Genomic DNA, 14,552 nt, shown 5'->3' on the forward strand with positions numbered 1-14,552 from the left:
AGGAAGAAGGTGAGAGCCGCGCCTCAGGCCGGCACGGCACCTGCGGGCGGCAGGCTGCCGCCGGACGACGGCGACGCGGGGGCAGGAGCCGGCTGCTGCGCGCGCTGCAGCGCCTGCAGCACCTCGTCGCGCGGCCCGTCGGCCTGCACCCGGCCGTCGCGCAGGATCAGCAACCGGTCGGCCACGGCGACCACGCCGGGGCGGTGGCTGATCAGGAACACGGTCCGGCCACGCGCCTTGAGTTCCCGCACGGTGGAGAGCAGCGCGGCCTCGCCCTGGTCGTCGAGGTTGGCATTCGGTTCGTCCAGCACCACCAGCGCAGGGTCGCCGTATACCGCGCGGGCGAGCCCGATGCGCTGGCGCTGTCCGCCCGACAGCATGCCGCCGGCTTCACCGATCGGGGTGTCGTAACCCTTCGGGAAACGCAGGATCATGTCGTGCAGGCCGGCGCAGCGGGCGGCGTCGATCACCTTGTCGGAATCGATCGTGCCGAAACGCGCGATGTTCTCGGCGATGGTGCCGTCGAACAGTTCGACGTCCTGCGGCAGGTAGCCCAGGTGCGGCCCCAGTTCACCGCGTTCCCAGCCGTCGATCGGCCGTTCGTCGAGCAGCACTTCGCCCGACACGTTCGGCCAGATGCCGATCATGACCCGGGCCAGCGTGGATTTGCCCGATCCCGACGGACCGAGCACCACGGTCACCGTGCCCGGTGCGGCGGCAAAGCTCACGTCCTTCAGGATCGGCTCGCGCCGGCCCGAGGCCGATGCGACGACATTGCGCAGCGCGAGCGCACCGGTCGGCGCGACGCGGGTCAGCGCGGGATCGCGCTCCGGATGCGCCTGGAGCAGCTTCTCCAGCCGACGGAAGGCTTCGCGGGCGTTCACGAACACGCGCCAGGTGCTGACCATCATGTCGATCGGCGCCAGCGCCCGGGTCATCAGCACGTTGGACGCGATCATCGCGCCGGGCGACAGCTGCCCGTCGATCACCAGCAGCGCGCCGGCGCCGAGCGCGAACGACTGCTGGGTGTAGCGCAGAAGCTTGCTCCAGGCCGCGATGCGGTGGCCCAGCGCCTGCGACGCGCCGTTGCGTTCCATGTAGCGCTGATGGCGGGCCTGCCAGTGGCGCTGCAGGTTGCCGACCATGCCCATCGACTCCAGCACCTCGGCGTTGCGCAGCTTGCTCTGCAGGTAGGTGGTGGCCGCGCTGCCGGCCTTCGAGGCCGCCTCGGCCGGCGCCACCGTCTTGCGGTGGCCGAACCAGGCGAGTGCGCCCTGCAGCGCCGCGAAGATCAGCGCCAGGATGCCGAGCCACGGGTGCAGGAAGAACAGCACCAGGATGTAGATCGGTGCCCAGGGTGCGTCGAAGAACGCAAAGATGCCGGTGCCGGTCATGAACTGGCGGATCTGCAGCAGATCGGTGAAGGCCGACTGCGGCGCGGCGCCGGACTGGCTCAGGTTGGCCTCGAAGCTGGCGTTGAACACCCGCGTGCCGAGCAGGCTGTCGAGCCGTACACCGGTGCGCACCAGCACCCGGGTGCGCATCCATTCCGAGAACGCCATCACCAGGAAGAAGAACAGCGTGACCAGCGACAGCGCGATCAAGGTCAGGTCGCTCTGGCTGATCATCACCCGGTCGTAGACCTGCAGCATGTACAGCGTGGGCGAGAGCATCAGCACGTTGATGACGCAGCTGAAGATGCCGACCATCACGAACTCGCGCCGGAAACCCCAGAGGATCTCGGTCAGCTCGCTGCGCCGGGTGGATGCGGAAGATGTGCTCATGGGTCGCGGGAATGCAGGGTCTTGTCGGTCGAAAGCGGCGGCGGTGTAGGTCAGGCCGGCACGACGGCCGTGCTGCCGGCAGGCGCGGCCGGCCGTTGCGCAGGCGCCTGCGGCACCGGCTGCTGCGCCTTCTGCAGCGCGGCCAGCACTTCGTCGCGCGGTCCGAACGCCGCCATCTGGCCGTCCCGCATCACCAGCATCTTGTCGGCGACCGACAGCACGCTCATGCGGTGGGTCATCACGACGAAGGTGGTGCCGCGGGCCTTGAGTTCGGCAATCGCACGGACCAGCGCAGCGTCGCCCTCCTCGTCCAGGCTGGAGTTGGGTTCGTCCAGCACCACGAAGACCGGATCGCCGTACAGCGCGCGGGCCAGGCCGACCCGCTGGCGCTGGCCGCCGGAGAGCCGCGCGCCTTCGCGGCCGACCTGCGTGTCATAGCCCTCGGGCAGCGCCAGGATGAATTCGTGCAGGCCGACCGCGCGCGCCGCGGCCTCGACCTTGGCGCGCTCGACCTGACCGAAACGCGCGATGTTCTCCGCGAGCGTGCCGTCGAACAGCTCGATGCCCTGCGGCAGGTAGCCGACGTGCGGGCCCAGCTCGCCCTTGTCCCAGGCATGCACGTCCACCCCGTCGAGCCGCACCTTGCCACCGGCCGACGGCCAGATGCCGACCAGCAGCCGCGCGAGCGTCGTCTTGCCGGAGGCCGACGGGCCGACCACCGCCAGCACCTCGCCCTTGGGCAGCGCGAACTGCACGCCGCGCAGGATCGGCACGGTGCCGCCCGGCGCGGCGGCGACCACGCCTTCGACCTGCAGCGCACCCCGGGGCGCGGGCAGCGCCATCGTCTCCGGCGGCGCGGGCACGGCCGAGAGCAGGCCGTCGAGCCGCCGCCAAGCGTCGCGTGCATTGACCACGCCCTGCCACTGCGACACCACCTGCACCAGCGGCGCCAGCACGCGGCCGCCGAGGATGGAGGACACGATCATCATCGCCGCGCCGCCGTTGAGCTGGTTGCGCAGCAGCAGCCAGCAGCTCAGGCCGAGCAGCAGCGAACTGATCACGTTCTGGATGAAGCGCGAGGCCGCCTGGAAACCGCCCGCCCGATCGGAGGCGATCGCCTGCAGGCCGAGGAATTCGCGCTGCCGTTCCATCCACCGGCGGTGGATGTTGCGCAGCATGCCCATCGACTCGATCACCTCGGCATTGCGCAGCGAACCGTCGGCGTACTGCTGCGCGGCGATCGCGCTGCGGTTGGCAGCCGTCAGCGGCGGCTGGGTGCTGCGCTCGTTGAGCCAGCCGACGAAGGTCTGCACGACCGCGCCGACGACGGCAGACCAGCCGAGCACCGGGCTGATCATGAAGATCAGCACCAGGAACACCAGCGACACCGGCGCCTCCATGATCGCCATCACCACCGGCGAATGGAAGAAGTCGCGGATCGTGCGGAAGTCCGTCATCGGCTGCACGGTGCCGCCGGGCACGCGGCGCAGGTTAGCATCGAAGATCGCGCGGAACACCCGGTCGCTGAACCGGCCGTCGAACGCCACGCCGGCGCCGCGCAGGATCTCGGCCCGGCCCCATTCGAGGATTTCCATGACGACGTAGGCGAGCATGACCAGCACGGTGAGCATGGTCAGCGTCAGGTGGTTGCGGCTGTTGACCACCCGGTCGTAGACCTCCAGCATGTACCACGACGGCATCAGCACCAGTAGGCTGGCGACCAGGCTGAACCAGCCGGCGCGCACGAAATGCGGCCGCAGCTCGGTCAGGGCCTTGCGCAGTTCGGACTGCGGTTTCTGGGGATTCATGCGGCTTCCTCGACGATCACGTATTCAGGGATGTGCCCGGCCCGGTCGGCCACCTGGGCGGCGGTGGCGGACTCCTCGCCTTCCTCGGGTGCGGACAGCAGGAACGACAGCTGGAAGACGCCGTCGGCGCGGCGGGTCAGCACGATCTCGCGCAGCTTCTGCTGGTGGAACGCCGCTTCCTGCGCCTCGGCGAGCGTCAGGTGGAAGCGCATCCGGCCGTCGAGCGTGTACATCGACAGCTGGCCCGCCTTGAGGCTCAGGGTGTGGCGGTCGAAATACACCGGGCAGGTGTCGGTGAAGCGCAGTAGCGGCAGCGGCTTGTCGCCCAGACGATTCAGGTTGAACGGGCTGTTGGCATGCTGGAACACCAGCCGGCCGGTACGCGAGACGGAATAGATGGCGTTGCAGACCATCTGCGAACCGACCTCGGGGAACTGCTGACGCAGCGACTTGTAGGCGAGATGGTGCAGGGTAACGCGGTTCCAGCATTTGGTGCTCTGCACCAGCGGTGCCAGCGCATTGCAGACCTGCGCGAAGGTGGCCTGCAAGGCAAGCAGCCGGGCCGCCTGCTCGGGCGATGTGTCCAGCGGAATGTGCAACACCGAATTCATATAGGAACGAATTGTAGCAAGCACTCCTATATGAAACAGCTGCGGGCGTCGGCGGCTGTGGTGCGCCTGCCGCACCCTCCCATAAAACCGCTATTTACCTGATAGCACCATACGCAGACAGGATGGGCGCCAAGGCCCGTTCAGGGCATCAATTCTGCTGCCAGGGCAGACCGTGGAACCGCCAGCCGCCGCGCTGGCCGCGGTGCCGCTGCGCATCGGGATCCCCTTCGAATCCTTCGAGGATGTTGTAGGCCTCGACACCCAGCTGGGTCGCGCGCCGGGCCGCCGCGACAGAACGCACGCCGCTGCGGCACAGCATCACCGCCTTGCGCCCATCCACGGTCGCCGCCAACAGCGCCTCGTCGAAGTCGGCATTCGGCACCATGCCCGGCCACTGTTTCCACGCCAGGGCCACCGCACCCGGCACGAAGCCGACCCATTCGCGCTCGGCATCGCTGCGCACGTCGATCAGCACGGCATCGCCGGCCTGGACCAGGGCCCAGGCCTGCTGCGGTGTCAGGTCGCCGGCATAGCCTTCGGCAGGACGGGCGCCCCCGACAGGAGATGATGAGGGAGTAGAGGAGGTATCGGCAGCGGAGGTCATGCTGGAAATTCTGCCATCCGCTGGCAGACCGCCCTGCCCTCCGGCTAGTCCGACCAGCGCGGCACCGCGTCGCTGCGCAGTTCCGCCCGCAGCCGGAGGTGGTCCGGCACTACGGTCGCCACGGTGGCCCAGAAGCGCGGGCTGTGGTCCATGTGCCGCAGGTGGGCGAGCTCGTGGGCGACGACGTAGTCGATCACCTCGGGCCGGAAATGCATCAGCCGCCAGTGCAGCCGGATGCCGCCGTCGCCGCTGGCGCTGCCCCAGCGGGTGCGGGCGCTGGTCAGCGCGAGCCGGCGCCACTGCACACCGAGCCGCGGCGCGAAATGGTCGAGCCGCGCAGTGAACCAGGGCCGCGCCTCGCGCCGCAGCCAGGCCTGCACGGTCGCCGCGACGGCATCGGGCGGGCTGCCGGCCGGCAGCGCCAGTTGCAGCATCAGGCCATTGACACCGTCGTCGGCCAGGACCGCACCGGGCACGCCCCGGGCCGGTGCCGCTCCGCCGAGCGCCACCGTTACCTCGCGGCCCAGATACGGGAAACGGACGCCGTCGCCCCAGGCGATCTCGGCCTGCCGCTGGCGGCCACGCCGGTCGCCGGCTTCCGCAAGCTTGCGCAGGATCCACGCCGACTTCTCCAGCAGGGCGGCGTCGATCTGGTGCAGCGGCACCCAGCCCGGCGCCCGCACGCACAGGCCGTCGGGTCCGACCGAGAAGCCGATGGTGCGGCGACGTCCGCGCACCAGGGCATACACCACCCGCTGGCCGCCCAGCAGCGCTTCGCGGTTGGCGCGGGGATGCGCCAGCAGGGTGCCGGCGGCGCCATCGGCCTCGCCGGCGCCATCGTCCGGCAGCAACTCGGGCGCCGGCGGCTTCCGTGGGCGCGACACCCGCAGGCGTGGCGTGCCCGTCGCAGGCCCGCGGCGCGCAGGCGGCATGGCGCCGGCATCGGCACCGCGGTCGCCGCCGCGGCCGAGGAAGTCGAGCGCCAGCTGCATCAGCCGCTGCATGCCGTCGTCCTCAGGCACGGTAGGCCTCGGGGTCGAGGCGGCGCATCTCCGTCTCGATCCAGGCCTCGACCTCGCGCATCAGCTCTTCCGGCTGGCGGCCGGCGCTCGGGATGGCCGGGCCGATCGACACGTCGACGGTGCCCGGCCGCTTGATGAAGGCCTTGCGCGGCCAGACCTTGGCGGAGCTGACCGCGACCGGGATCACCGGCGCACCGGTCTCGACCGCGAGCCGGGTGCCGCCGCTCTTGTAGGTGCCCTGCTGACCGCGCGGGATGCGGGTGCCCTCGGGGAACATGATCACCCAGACGCCTTTGGCCAGCAGCCGCCGGCCCTGCGACACCACCTTGTTGAACGCCTGGGCGCGCAGCTTGCGGTCGATGTGGATCATGTCGAGCCGGCCCATCGCCCAGCCGAAGAACGGCACGTAGAGCAGCTCCTTTTTGAACACGTAGGCCAGCGGATGCGGCATCAGCACCGGCATCAGGAAGGTCTCGAGCGTGGACTGGTGCTTGACCAGCAGGATCGCAGCACTGGTCTCGCCCTGCGGCAGGTTTTCCCGGCCCGAGACGCGGACCCGGATGCCCAGGATCGCCTGCGCCGGCGGACCGGACGCCAGCCACAGCCAGCCCGCGGCCATCCAGTAGAGCCGGGTGCTGCTGATGAAGAGCGAGGCGACCAGCATCGCGATCGCCCAGGGCACGACGGTCACCAGCATCCAGAGGGCGTGCAGCAGGGAGCGGATCAGGGGCATGTGAGATCGGATGGAAAGAGGGCTCCAGCGCTCGTCGGACCTGCGCAGGCAGCTATCGAAAAAGGAGCAAAGCGCTAGGCCCCGGCCCGCGGGCCGTCCACCGCATCGCGCTCGACCGCGAAGGCCGCGAAGGCCGCCAGATCCGCATGTACGCGGGTGCCTTCGGGAAACTCGGGCGGCAGCGGCTCGTCGGCGCGGCCGCGGGTGCGGCCGGTCAGCACCAGGTGCGGTTCGCAGCCCAGCGCCGTGCCGGCCTGCAGGTCGCGCAGCCGGTCGCCGACCATCGGCACGCCGTCGAGCGCCATGCCGTAGCGTTCGGCGATCTGCTCGAACAGGCCGGGCAGCGGCATGCGGCAGTCGCAGTGCTCGCCGAGGCCGTGCGGGCAGTAGAAGACCGCGTCGATCCGGCCGCCCGCGGCGGCCAGCATCTTGTGCATCTTCTTGTGGATGGCGTTCAGCGCCGCCACGTCGAACAGCCCGCGGCCGAGGCCCGACTGGTTCGACACCACGACGACGTGGAAGCCGGCATGGTTCAGCTGCGCGATCGCCTCCAGCGCGCCCGGCAGCGGCACCCACTCGTCCGGCGAGGTGACGAAGTCCTCGCGTCCCTCGTTGATCGTGCCATCGCGGTCGAGGATGACGAGCTTCATCTCAGGCCGCCAGGCGCGACAGGTCGGCCACGCGGTTCATCGCGGCGTGCAGAGTCTTCAGCAGGCCCTGGCGGTTGAGGCGCAGGTCGGCCTGCTCGGCGTTGACCATCACGCCGTCGAAGAAGGCGTCGACCGGCGCGCGCAGCGCGGCCAGCGTCTGCAGCGACGCGGTGTAGTCGCCGGCGGCGAACTGCGCGTCGGCCTGCGGCACGGTGCGCTGCAGTGCGGCGTACAGCGCTTGTTCGGCCGGCTCCTGCAGCAGCACCTCGCTGACGTGCGCATCGACCTCGCCGGCCTTCTTCAGGATGTTGGCGACCCGCTTGTTGGCCGCGGCCAGCGCCGCTGCCTCGGGCAGCGCCGCGAAGGCGCGCACCGCCGCCAGCCGCTGCGCCACGTCGCCGAGCCGCTGCGGCCGCAGCGCCAGCACTGCATCGACCTCCTGCGCGCTGTAACCCTGTTCGCGCAGGCCGCCGGCGAGGCGGTCATAGACGAAGTCGAGCAGCGCGGCGGTCGGGTCCTGGATCTTGTCGCCGAAGGCCGGCACCGCGGCGCGGACCAGCGCGTCGAGGTCCAGCGGCAGCGCCTTTTCCGACAGCATCCGGATCACGCCCAGCGCATGCCGGCGCAGCGCGAACGGGTCGCGGTCGCCGGTCGGCAGGTTGCCGATGCCGAACATGCCGACCAGCGTTTCCAGCTTGTCGGCCAGCGCCACCACGGTGCCGACGTCGTTGCGCGGCAGCTCGTCGCCGGCGAAGCGCGGCTTGTAGTGGTCCTCGATCGCGTCGGCGACCGGCTGCGGCAGGCCGTCGTTCTGGGCGTAGTAGCGGCCCATCGTGCCCTGCAGCTCCGGGAACTCGCCGACCATGTCGGTCACCAGGTCGGTCTTGGCGAGCAGCGCGGCCTGATCGGCCTGCGCCACCAGCTCGGCGCCGCCGATCTGCCCTGCGATGGCGCGGGCGATGGCGCGCACCCGCTCCACCCGCTCGCCCTGGCTGCCGAGCTTGTTGTGGTAGACCACCTTGCCTAGTGCCTCCACGCGTGCGGCCAGCGGCTTCTTGCGGTCCTGGTCGAAGAAGAACTTGGCGTCGGCCAGGCGCGGGCGCACCACCCGCTCGTTGCCGCCGATCACTGCACTCGCATCGTCGGGCGAGATGTTGCTGACCACCAGGAAGCGGTGGGTGAGCCGGCCGTCGGCGTCCAGCAGCGGGAAATACTTCTGGTTGGCCTTCATCGTGAGGATCAGGCACTCCTGCGGCACCGCGAGGAACTCCTCCTCGAAGCGGCAAACCAGCACGTTCGGGCGCTCCACCAGCGCGGTCACCTCGTCGAGCAGCGCGTCGTCCTCGATCGGGCGCACGCCGCCTCCGACGCCTGCCGCGGCCGCCTGCAGCTGGCGGACGATCTCGGCGCGGCGCTCGGCGAAGCCGGCGATCACCGCGCCCTCGTCCTGCAGCTGGGCGGCATAGCCGTCGGCATCGCGCAGCACCACCGGATCGACCTTCGCCTCGAATCGGTGGCCGTGCGTCTGATTACCAGCGCGCAGGCCGAGCACCTCGACCGGCACCACCTCGCTGCCGTGCAGCGCGACCAGTCCGTGCGCCGGGCGCACGAAGCTCACCGTGGTCCAGCCGGGCATCTCGCAGTGGTCCGCGAGTTGATAACCCATGACCTTCGGGATCGGCAGTTCAGCAATCGCTCGGCTCAAGCCACGCTGCAGGCCACCGCGTATGTCATGGCCGGCAGCCAAGGACTTGAAATACAAGAACTCCTTATTCCCTTCCATCTTGGAAAAGAGCTGATCTGGCACATCCTTTACTTCAGGCCATGTCCGGAGCGCTTCTTCACATCGTGGGCCTTCAGCAGCAGCTTTTTTCAATAACGCAGCCGTCGCGTTGCCATCCTTATCAAAGGCAGCGCTCATCAGCATCAGCTTCTTTTCAAGCTGAACATCAGGAGCTTGAGACAAAACATCCGAAACCTGCACAGCCAAGCGCCGAGGCGAAGCGAATGTCCGGAATGTGCTCTTGCTTGTCGTCAGTCCGCTCAGCGTCAACTGATCGAAAAGCACTTGGGCGAAGGCGTCGCCCAGCTTCTTCAGGGCCTTCGGCGGCAGCTCTTCCACGAAGAGTTCCACCAGCAGATTCTTGTGCGTCGTCGTCATCATTCGTTCCCCGCTCACGCGGCCTTCTTCTGCTGCTGGGCGGCCTTGGCGAGATCGGCCAGCACTGCGTCGGCCCAGGGTTTCGGCGCCATCGGGAAGCCCAGGCGGGCCCGGCTGTCGAGGTAGCTGCGCGCCACGCTGCGGGCCAGGTCGCGGATGCGGCCGATGTAGGCGGCGCGTTCGGTCACGCTGATCGCACCACGCGCGTCCAGCAGGTTGAAGCTGTGCGCGGCCTTCAGCACCTGCTCGTAGGCCGGCAGCGCAAGCTGCTCGGTCATCAGGTGCTTGGCCTGCTTCTCGTGCGCGGCGAAGGCAGTGAAGAGGAAGTCGGCGTCGGAATGCTCGAAGTTGTAGGTGGACTGCTCCACCTCGTTCTGCTTGTACACGTCGCCGTAGCTGAGGCCCTCGGTCCACTGCAGGTTGTAGACGTTGTCCACGCCCTGCAGGTACATCGCCAGGCGCTCCAGTCCGTAGGTGATCTCGCCGGTGATCGGCTTGCAGTCGATGCCGCCGACCTGCTGGAAGTAGGTGAACTGCGTCACTTCCATACCGTTCAGCCACACCTCCCAGCCGAGGCCCCAGGCGCCGAGGGTCGGGTTCTCCCAGTCGTCCTCGACGAAGCGGATGTCGTTCTTCTTGAGGTCGAAGCCGAGGGCCTCCAGCGAGCCCAGGTAAAGCTCCAGGATGTTGGCCGGCGCGGGCTTCAGCACCACCTGGTACTGGTAGTAGTGCTGCAGGCGGTTCGGGTTCTCGCCGTAGCGGCCGTCCTTGGGGCGGCGACTCGGCTGCACGTACGCGGCCTTCCAGGGCTCGGGGCCCAGCGCGCGCAGGAAGGTGGCGGTGTGCGAGGTGCCGGCGCCGACTTCCATGTCGTAGGGCTGCAGCAGCGCGCAGCCCTGGTCGGCCCAGTACGACTGGAGTTTCAGGATGATGTGCTGGAAGGTCAACATGGGATGTCGCAGGGAGGAAGCGGCGGTGCGTGCCGCCCGCAGGCGCTTGCGGCCGGCCGGCGCGGGCCGCCAGCGGGCGGGCGCCCGGCAAAGCGGGCCATTCTAAGACGCCGCGACTGCGCGGGGACCGGCCCCGGTCGCGGCGTATTCCCACAGCCGTTGCGGCGTTCGCCTGCGTGGTGCCCGGCGCCCGACTCGGATACTCCGGCGAACCGTCCGCTCCGGGGCCCTGCCCTGCTAACCATGCATCCACCCGCGCTCCTGCCCGACGCTCCGCTGTTCCTCGTCCTCAATGCGGCATCCGGCAAGGGCAAGGCCGGCGAGGCGCGCACGCTGATCGAGGACGGCTGCCGGCGCGCCGGCCGCACGCTGCACTGCTTCCCCATCGACCGGCGGCATCCGCCGACGCAGCAGGCCCGCGCGGCGGTCGCGGCGGCGCACAAGGCAGGCGGGATCGTCGCAGTGGCCGGCGGCGACGGCACGATCAACGCGGTGGCGCAGGCGGTGGTCGGCAGCGGATGCGCCTTCGGCGTGCTGCCGCAGGGCACCTTCAACTACTTCGGTCGCACCCACCGCATCCCGACCGAGACCGCCGGCGCGCTCGACGTGCTGCTGACCGGGCAGCCGCGGCCGGTGCAGGTCGGCCTGGTCAACGACCGGGTGTTCCTGGTCAATGCGAGCCTCGGCCTCTATGCCACGCTCCTGGAGGACCGCGAAGCCTACAAGTCGCAGTACGGCCGCAACCGCTTCGTCGCCTTATGCGCGGCGCTGGCGACCCTGCTGCGCAACCACCGGCCGTGGACGCTGCGGCTGTCGGCCCCGGGGGCCGCGGTGGAGATGCGCACTATCAGCCTGTTCGTCGGCAACAACGCGCTGCAGTTCGAGCAGGTCGGCGTGGCCGAGGGCGATGCGCTCGACCACGGCGCGCTCGCTGCGGTGCTGCTGAAGCCGCAGGGCGTGCTGTCGCGCGTCGGGCTGCTGCTGCACGGCGCGCTCAGCCGGCTCGACGGTGCCGATGCGGTGGAGACGCTGTCGTTCCGCCGGCTCACGGTGGAACCGGCGCGCGGCTCGCGCCACCGGCGCGTCAAGGTGGCGACCGACGGCGAGGTCGCGCCGATGGACATGCCGCTCACCTTCCGCGTCGCCCCCGAGCCGCTGTGGCTCATGCAGCCCGCGGCGCCTGCCGCCGGCACCGCACCGGACGACGCGCGATGAGCGGCCTGCTGCATCTGTCCGACCCGCATTTCGGCACCGAGCAGCCGGCGGTCGTGGCGGCCCTGGAACGGCTGGTGCGCCAGTGCCGGCCGGACCTGGCGGTGCTATCGGGCGACGTGACCCAGCGCGCTACTACGGCCCAATTCGCCAAGGCGCGTGCCTTCGTCGACCGGCTCGGCATCGCGACCTGGGTGACCGTGCCGGGCAACCACGACATCCCGCTGTTCGCCCTCGCGGCGCGGCTGTTCACGCCCTACGGCCGCTACCGCACCGCCTTCGGGGAGGACCTGGAACCGTCGGCCGACACGGCGGACTGGCTGGTCCTGTCGCACAACACCACGCGCCGGTACCGCCATGCGCACGGCGAGATCTCGCGCCCGCAGATCGAGCGCACCGCCCGACGGCTGGAAGCGGCCCGGCAGCGCCGGCCGGACCAGATCCGTGTCGTGGTGGTGCACCAGCCGCTCGCAGTGGCGAAAGCCGACGACCGCAAGGACCTGCTGCGCGGCGCGGCGCGGGCCGCCGAGCGTTGGGCCGCGGCCGGCGCCGACATCGTCCTGGGCGGCCACATCCACCTGCCGTTCGTGCTGCCGCTGCACCGCCGCACGGCCCTGGCGCAGGCGCTGTGGGTCGTGCAGGCCGGTACCGCCGTGTCGTCGCGGGTGCGCGACGGTGCGCCGAATTCAGTGAACCTGCTGCGGGCCGACCGTGGCACCGCCGGGCGCGCATGCATCGTGGAGCGCTGGGACTACGACGCGGCAGCGGATGCCTTCGTGCTCGGCGGCGAGGAACGCCTCGCGCTGGCCGACAACCCTTCAGCGGAGGCGCCGCACGATGCCGATCGATAGCGCCGCCTGGATCGGCTGGGCGGCAGCGGCCGGCGCCCGGGCCTGGGACGCTTTTATGCCGCTGGTGCTGATCGCTACCGTGCTCGCGGGCGTCGCGACCGCCGCATTCGGCCCCGGCCGGCAGTGGTGGCGCGGCCGTGCCAATCCGCCGCCCGATCCGGCCGCGCTGCGCCACATCGGCGGCCGGCTCGCCGTCGGCTTCGTAGTCGTGCTGGCGACGGCATCGGTCTTCGCGCTGGTCGCACGGCTGCTCGGCGACGGGCGCACGCTGCAGCGCGCCGACGAGGCCTTCAGCCAGGCGGTCGCGGCGCCGGTGCCTGCCGGCGGCATGGCGGCGCTGCGCCAACTCACCCATTTCGGCGAACCGCTGGTGCTGATCGTTCTGGGCGTCGGAATCGCGGTGGCGCTCTGGGTCGGCGGGCAGCGCAGCCTGGCCGCAGGATGGGCGGCGGCGACCGGCGGCAACGCGGTGCTCAACCCGGCGCTCAAGCAGATCTTCGCGCGGGCCCGGCCGCTGTACGAGGGCCTGCCCTCGCCCGCCGCCGGCTTTAGTTTCCCGAGCGGCCACAGCTCGGGTGCGATGGTCGCCTACGGCATGCTCGCCTATCTGGCGATCCGGCTGCTGCCCCCGCGCTGGCACATCCCGGCCGTGATGGCCGCGACCGCCATCGTGCTGACCACTGCCTTCAGCCGAGTGTTCCTGCAGGTCCATTTCGCGAGCGACGTGCTGGCCGGCCTGTGCTCCGGCGCCGCCTGGCTCACGGTCTGCATCGCCACCTGCGAATACGCCCGCCATCGACGGGAGTCGCGGGTTTCCCGCTGACCCGCTGTACTCCGCCGCACGTGCTGTCGCAGGAGCAGCAGCGATCCGCCACCTTCCAAGCGCACCGCCGCTGCCTTCATGGGATGGCGCGGATCCGGCTCCGCCGGTCCGCTGCCATCGCCCCCGGAAGGGGGCAGGCGCATCACGGGCCGCGGCAGCGGCCCGGAAAGCCTGGGGGTGAACTCAATACATCCAGAAGATGCGCTGCAGTTCCTTCGGATCGCGCGTCTTCGTCAGCGCCACCATCGCCAGGATGCGGGCCTTCTGCGGGTTCAGGTCGTGCGCGACCACCCAGTCGTACTTGTCGTCCGGCTGCTCGGCGTTGCGCAGCACGAAGCCGGCGGGCACGCGCGACGAACGGATCACGTTGATGCCCTTGTTGCGCAGTTCCTGCAGCGCCGGCACCACCCGGTCGGCCACCGAGCCGTTGCCGGTGCCGGCATGCACGATCGCCTGCAGGCCCGGTGTGGCACCGACGCCGTCGATCACCGAACGCGGCACGTTGCCGTAGCCGTAGACGATCTCGACCGCCGGCAAAGCCGTGATGCTGTCGATGTTGAATTCGCTCTGGCTGGTGTGGCGCTTGGTCGGGGCGCGGAACCAGTAGTTCTTGCCTTCCACGACCATGCCGAGCGGGCCCCACTGGCTCTTGAACGCCTCGGTCTTGATGTTGACCAGCTTGGCCACGTCGCGGCCGGTGTGGATCTCGTCGTTCATCGTGACCAGCACGCCCTTGCCGCGGGCATCCGGCGAGCCGGCGACGCTGACCGCGTCGTACAGGTTCAGCGCGCCGTCGGCGGACAGCGCGGTGCCCGGGCGCATCGAGCCGACCACCACAATCGGCTTGTCGGTCTGCACCGTCAGGTTCAGGAAGTACGCGGTCTCTTCCAGCGTGTCGGTGCCGTGGGTGACCACGATGCCATTCACGTCCGGCTGCTTGGCGAGGGCCGATACGCGGCGCGCCAGCGTCAGCAGGGCGTCGTTGGTGAAGCTCTCCGACGCGATCTGGAAGGTCTGTTCGCCGCGCACGTTGGCGATCTTCTGCAGCTCGGGCAAACCCAGGATCAGCTTGTCTACCGCGACCTTGGCAGCGGCGTAGCTCGCGCTGTTGACGTTCGAGGCGCCGGCGCCGGCGATGGTGCCGCCGGTGGCGAGGATCACCACGTTGGGCAGGGTGGCGGTCGGTGCCGCCACGGCCGCGGCCGGCTGGGCCGAGACGAATGCGGCGCCGGACGCCAGCGCGAAGCCGGCGACCAGGGTACGGAGGAGTCGGGAGAGTTGCATGTGAGCCTGCTTTTCGAAGGACAAGGGAAGCGAACCACCGCAGGCACGATGCGTGCCAG

General features: G+C 70.1%; 13 protein-coding genes. 3 read left to right on the plus strand and 10 right to left on the minus strand.

The window, feature by feature from the left end; genetic code table 11:
• Positions 1 to 23: 23 nt before the first annotated feature.
• From QZ500_RS18940 to glyQ, 9 genes are all read right to left on the minus strand, one after another.
• Entirely contained in the window at positions 24 to 1,784 is a 1,761-nt protein-coding gene (locus tag QZ500_RS18940; RefSeq protein WP_295857564.1) for a type I secretion system permease/ATPase, read from the minus strand.
• A 50-nt stretch (positions 1,785 to 1,834) separates the two neighbouring features.
• On the minus strand, positions 1,835 to 3,592 hold the full coding sequence (locus tag QZ500_RS18945) for a type I secretion system permease/ATPase (RefSeq protein ID WP_295857566.1): 1,758 nt from the start codon (positions 3,590 to 3,592) through the stop codon (positions 1,835 to 1,837).
• Positions 3,589 to 4,203: a hypothetical protein gene (locus QZ500_RS18950; protein WP_295857569.1), complete on the minus strand. Its 615-nt coding sequence runs from the start codon at positions 4,201 to 4,203 to the stop codon at positions 3,589 to 3,591. Before QZ500_RS18950 ends, QZ500_RS18945 begins: the two co-directional genes overlap by 4 nt.
• A gap of 148 nt (positions 4,204 to 4,351) precedes the next feature.
• Positions 4,352 to 4,807, minus strand: a complete 456-nt coding sequence (locus tag QZ500_RS18955; protein ID WP_295857571.1) for a rhodanese-like domain-containing protein — start codon at positions 4,805 to 4,807, stop codon at positions 4,352 to 4,354.
• Between the two features lie 44 nt (positions 4,808 to 4,851).
• Positions 4,852 to 5,829 (minus strand): SprT family zinc-dependent metalloprotease, encoded by a 978-nt coding sequence (locus tag QZ500_RS18960; RefSeq protein WP_366763579.1) that lies wholly within the window; start codon positions 5,827 to 5,829, stop codon positions 4,852 to 4,854.
• Complete coding sequence (locus QZ500_RS18965) at positions 5,822 to 6,562, minus strand: lysophospholipid acyltransferase family protein (protein WP_295857573.1); 741 nt, start codon at positions 6,560 to 6,562, stop codon at positions 5,822 to 5,824. Before QZ500_RS18965 ends, QZ500_RS18960 begins: the two co-directional genes overlap by 8 nt.
• A 74-nt stretch (positions 6,563 to 6,636) precedes the next feature.
• Complete coding sequence (gene gmhB, locus QZ500_RS18970) at positions 6,637 to 7,212, minus strand: D-glycero-beta-D-manno-heptose 1,7-bisphosphate 7-phosphatase (RefSeq protein WP_295857576.1); 576 nt, start codon at positions 7,210 to 7,212, stop codon at positions 6,637 to 6,639.
• A 1-nt stretch (position 7,213) separates the two neighbouring features.
• A complete protein-coding gene (gene glyS, locus QZ500_RS18975) occupies positions 7,214 to 9,373 on the minus strand; it encodes a glycine--tRNA ligase subunit beta (RefSeq protein ID WP_295857727.1) in 2,160 nt (719 codons plus the stop codon).
• Positions 9,374 to 9,387: 14 nt separating this feature from the next.
• The gene (glyQ, locus tag QZ500_RS18980; protein ID WP_295857578.1) at positions 9,388 to 10,323 is read right to left on the minus strand and encodes a glycine--tRNA ligase subunit alpha; all 936 of its coding nucleotides are present in this window, start codon (positions 10,321 to 10,323) and stop codon (positions 9,388 to 9,390) included.
• A 243-nt stretch (positions 10,324 to 10,566) separates the two neighbouring features.
• Between glyQ and QZ500_RS18985 the strand changes: the two genes are divergently transcribed.
• Genes QZ500_RS18985 through QZ500_RS18995 form a run of 3 tightly spaced genes read left to right on the plus strand, consistent with a single transcriptional unit; the run spans position 10,567 to position 13,209 of the window.
• On the plus strand, positions 10,567 to 11,538 hold the full coding sequence (locus QZ500_RS18985; RefSeq protein WP_295857581.1) for a diacylglycerol kinase family protein: 972 nt from the start codon (positions 10,567 to 10,569) through the stop codon (positions 11,536 to 11,538).
• Positions 11,535 to 12,386 (plus strand): metallophosphoesterase, encoded by an 852-nt coding sequence (locus QZ500_RS18990; protein WP_295857583.1) that lies wholly within the window; start codon positions 11,535 to 11,537, stop codon positions 12,384 to 12,386. The genes QZ500_RS18985 and QZ500_RS18990 overlap by 4 nt, the downstream gene beginning before the upstream one ends.
• Entirely contained in the window at positions 12,373 to 13,209 is an 837-nt protein-coding gene (locus QZ500_RS18995; RefSeq protein ID WP_295857584.1) for a phosphatase PAP2 family protein, read from the plus strand. The genes QZ500_RS18990 and QZ500_RS18995 overlap by 14 nt, the downstream gene beginning before the upstream one ends.
• A 183-nt stretch (positions 13,210 to 13,392) precedes the next feature.
• On the opposite strand, the gene QZ500_RS19000 is transcribed toward QZ500_RS18995, so the two are convergent.
• Complete coding sequence (locus tag QZ500_RS19000) at positions 13,393 to 14,493, minus strand: asparaginase (protein ID WP_295857587.1); 1,101 nt, start codon at positions 14,491 to 14,493, stop codon at positions 13,393 to 13,395.
• Positions 14,494 to 14,552: the final 59 nt, after the last annotated feature.

The organism is uncultured Xylophilus sp. (assembly GCA_913776965.1).
Classification (GTDB): domain Bacteria; phylum Pseudomonadota; class Gammaproteobacteria; order Burkholderiales; family Burkholderiaceae_C; genus Xylophilus.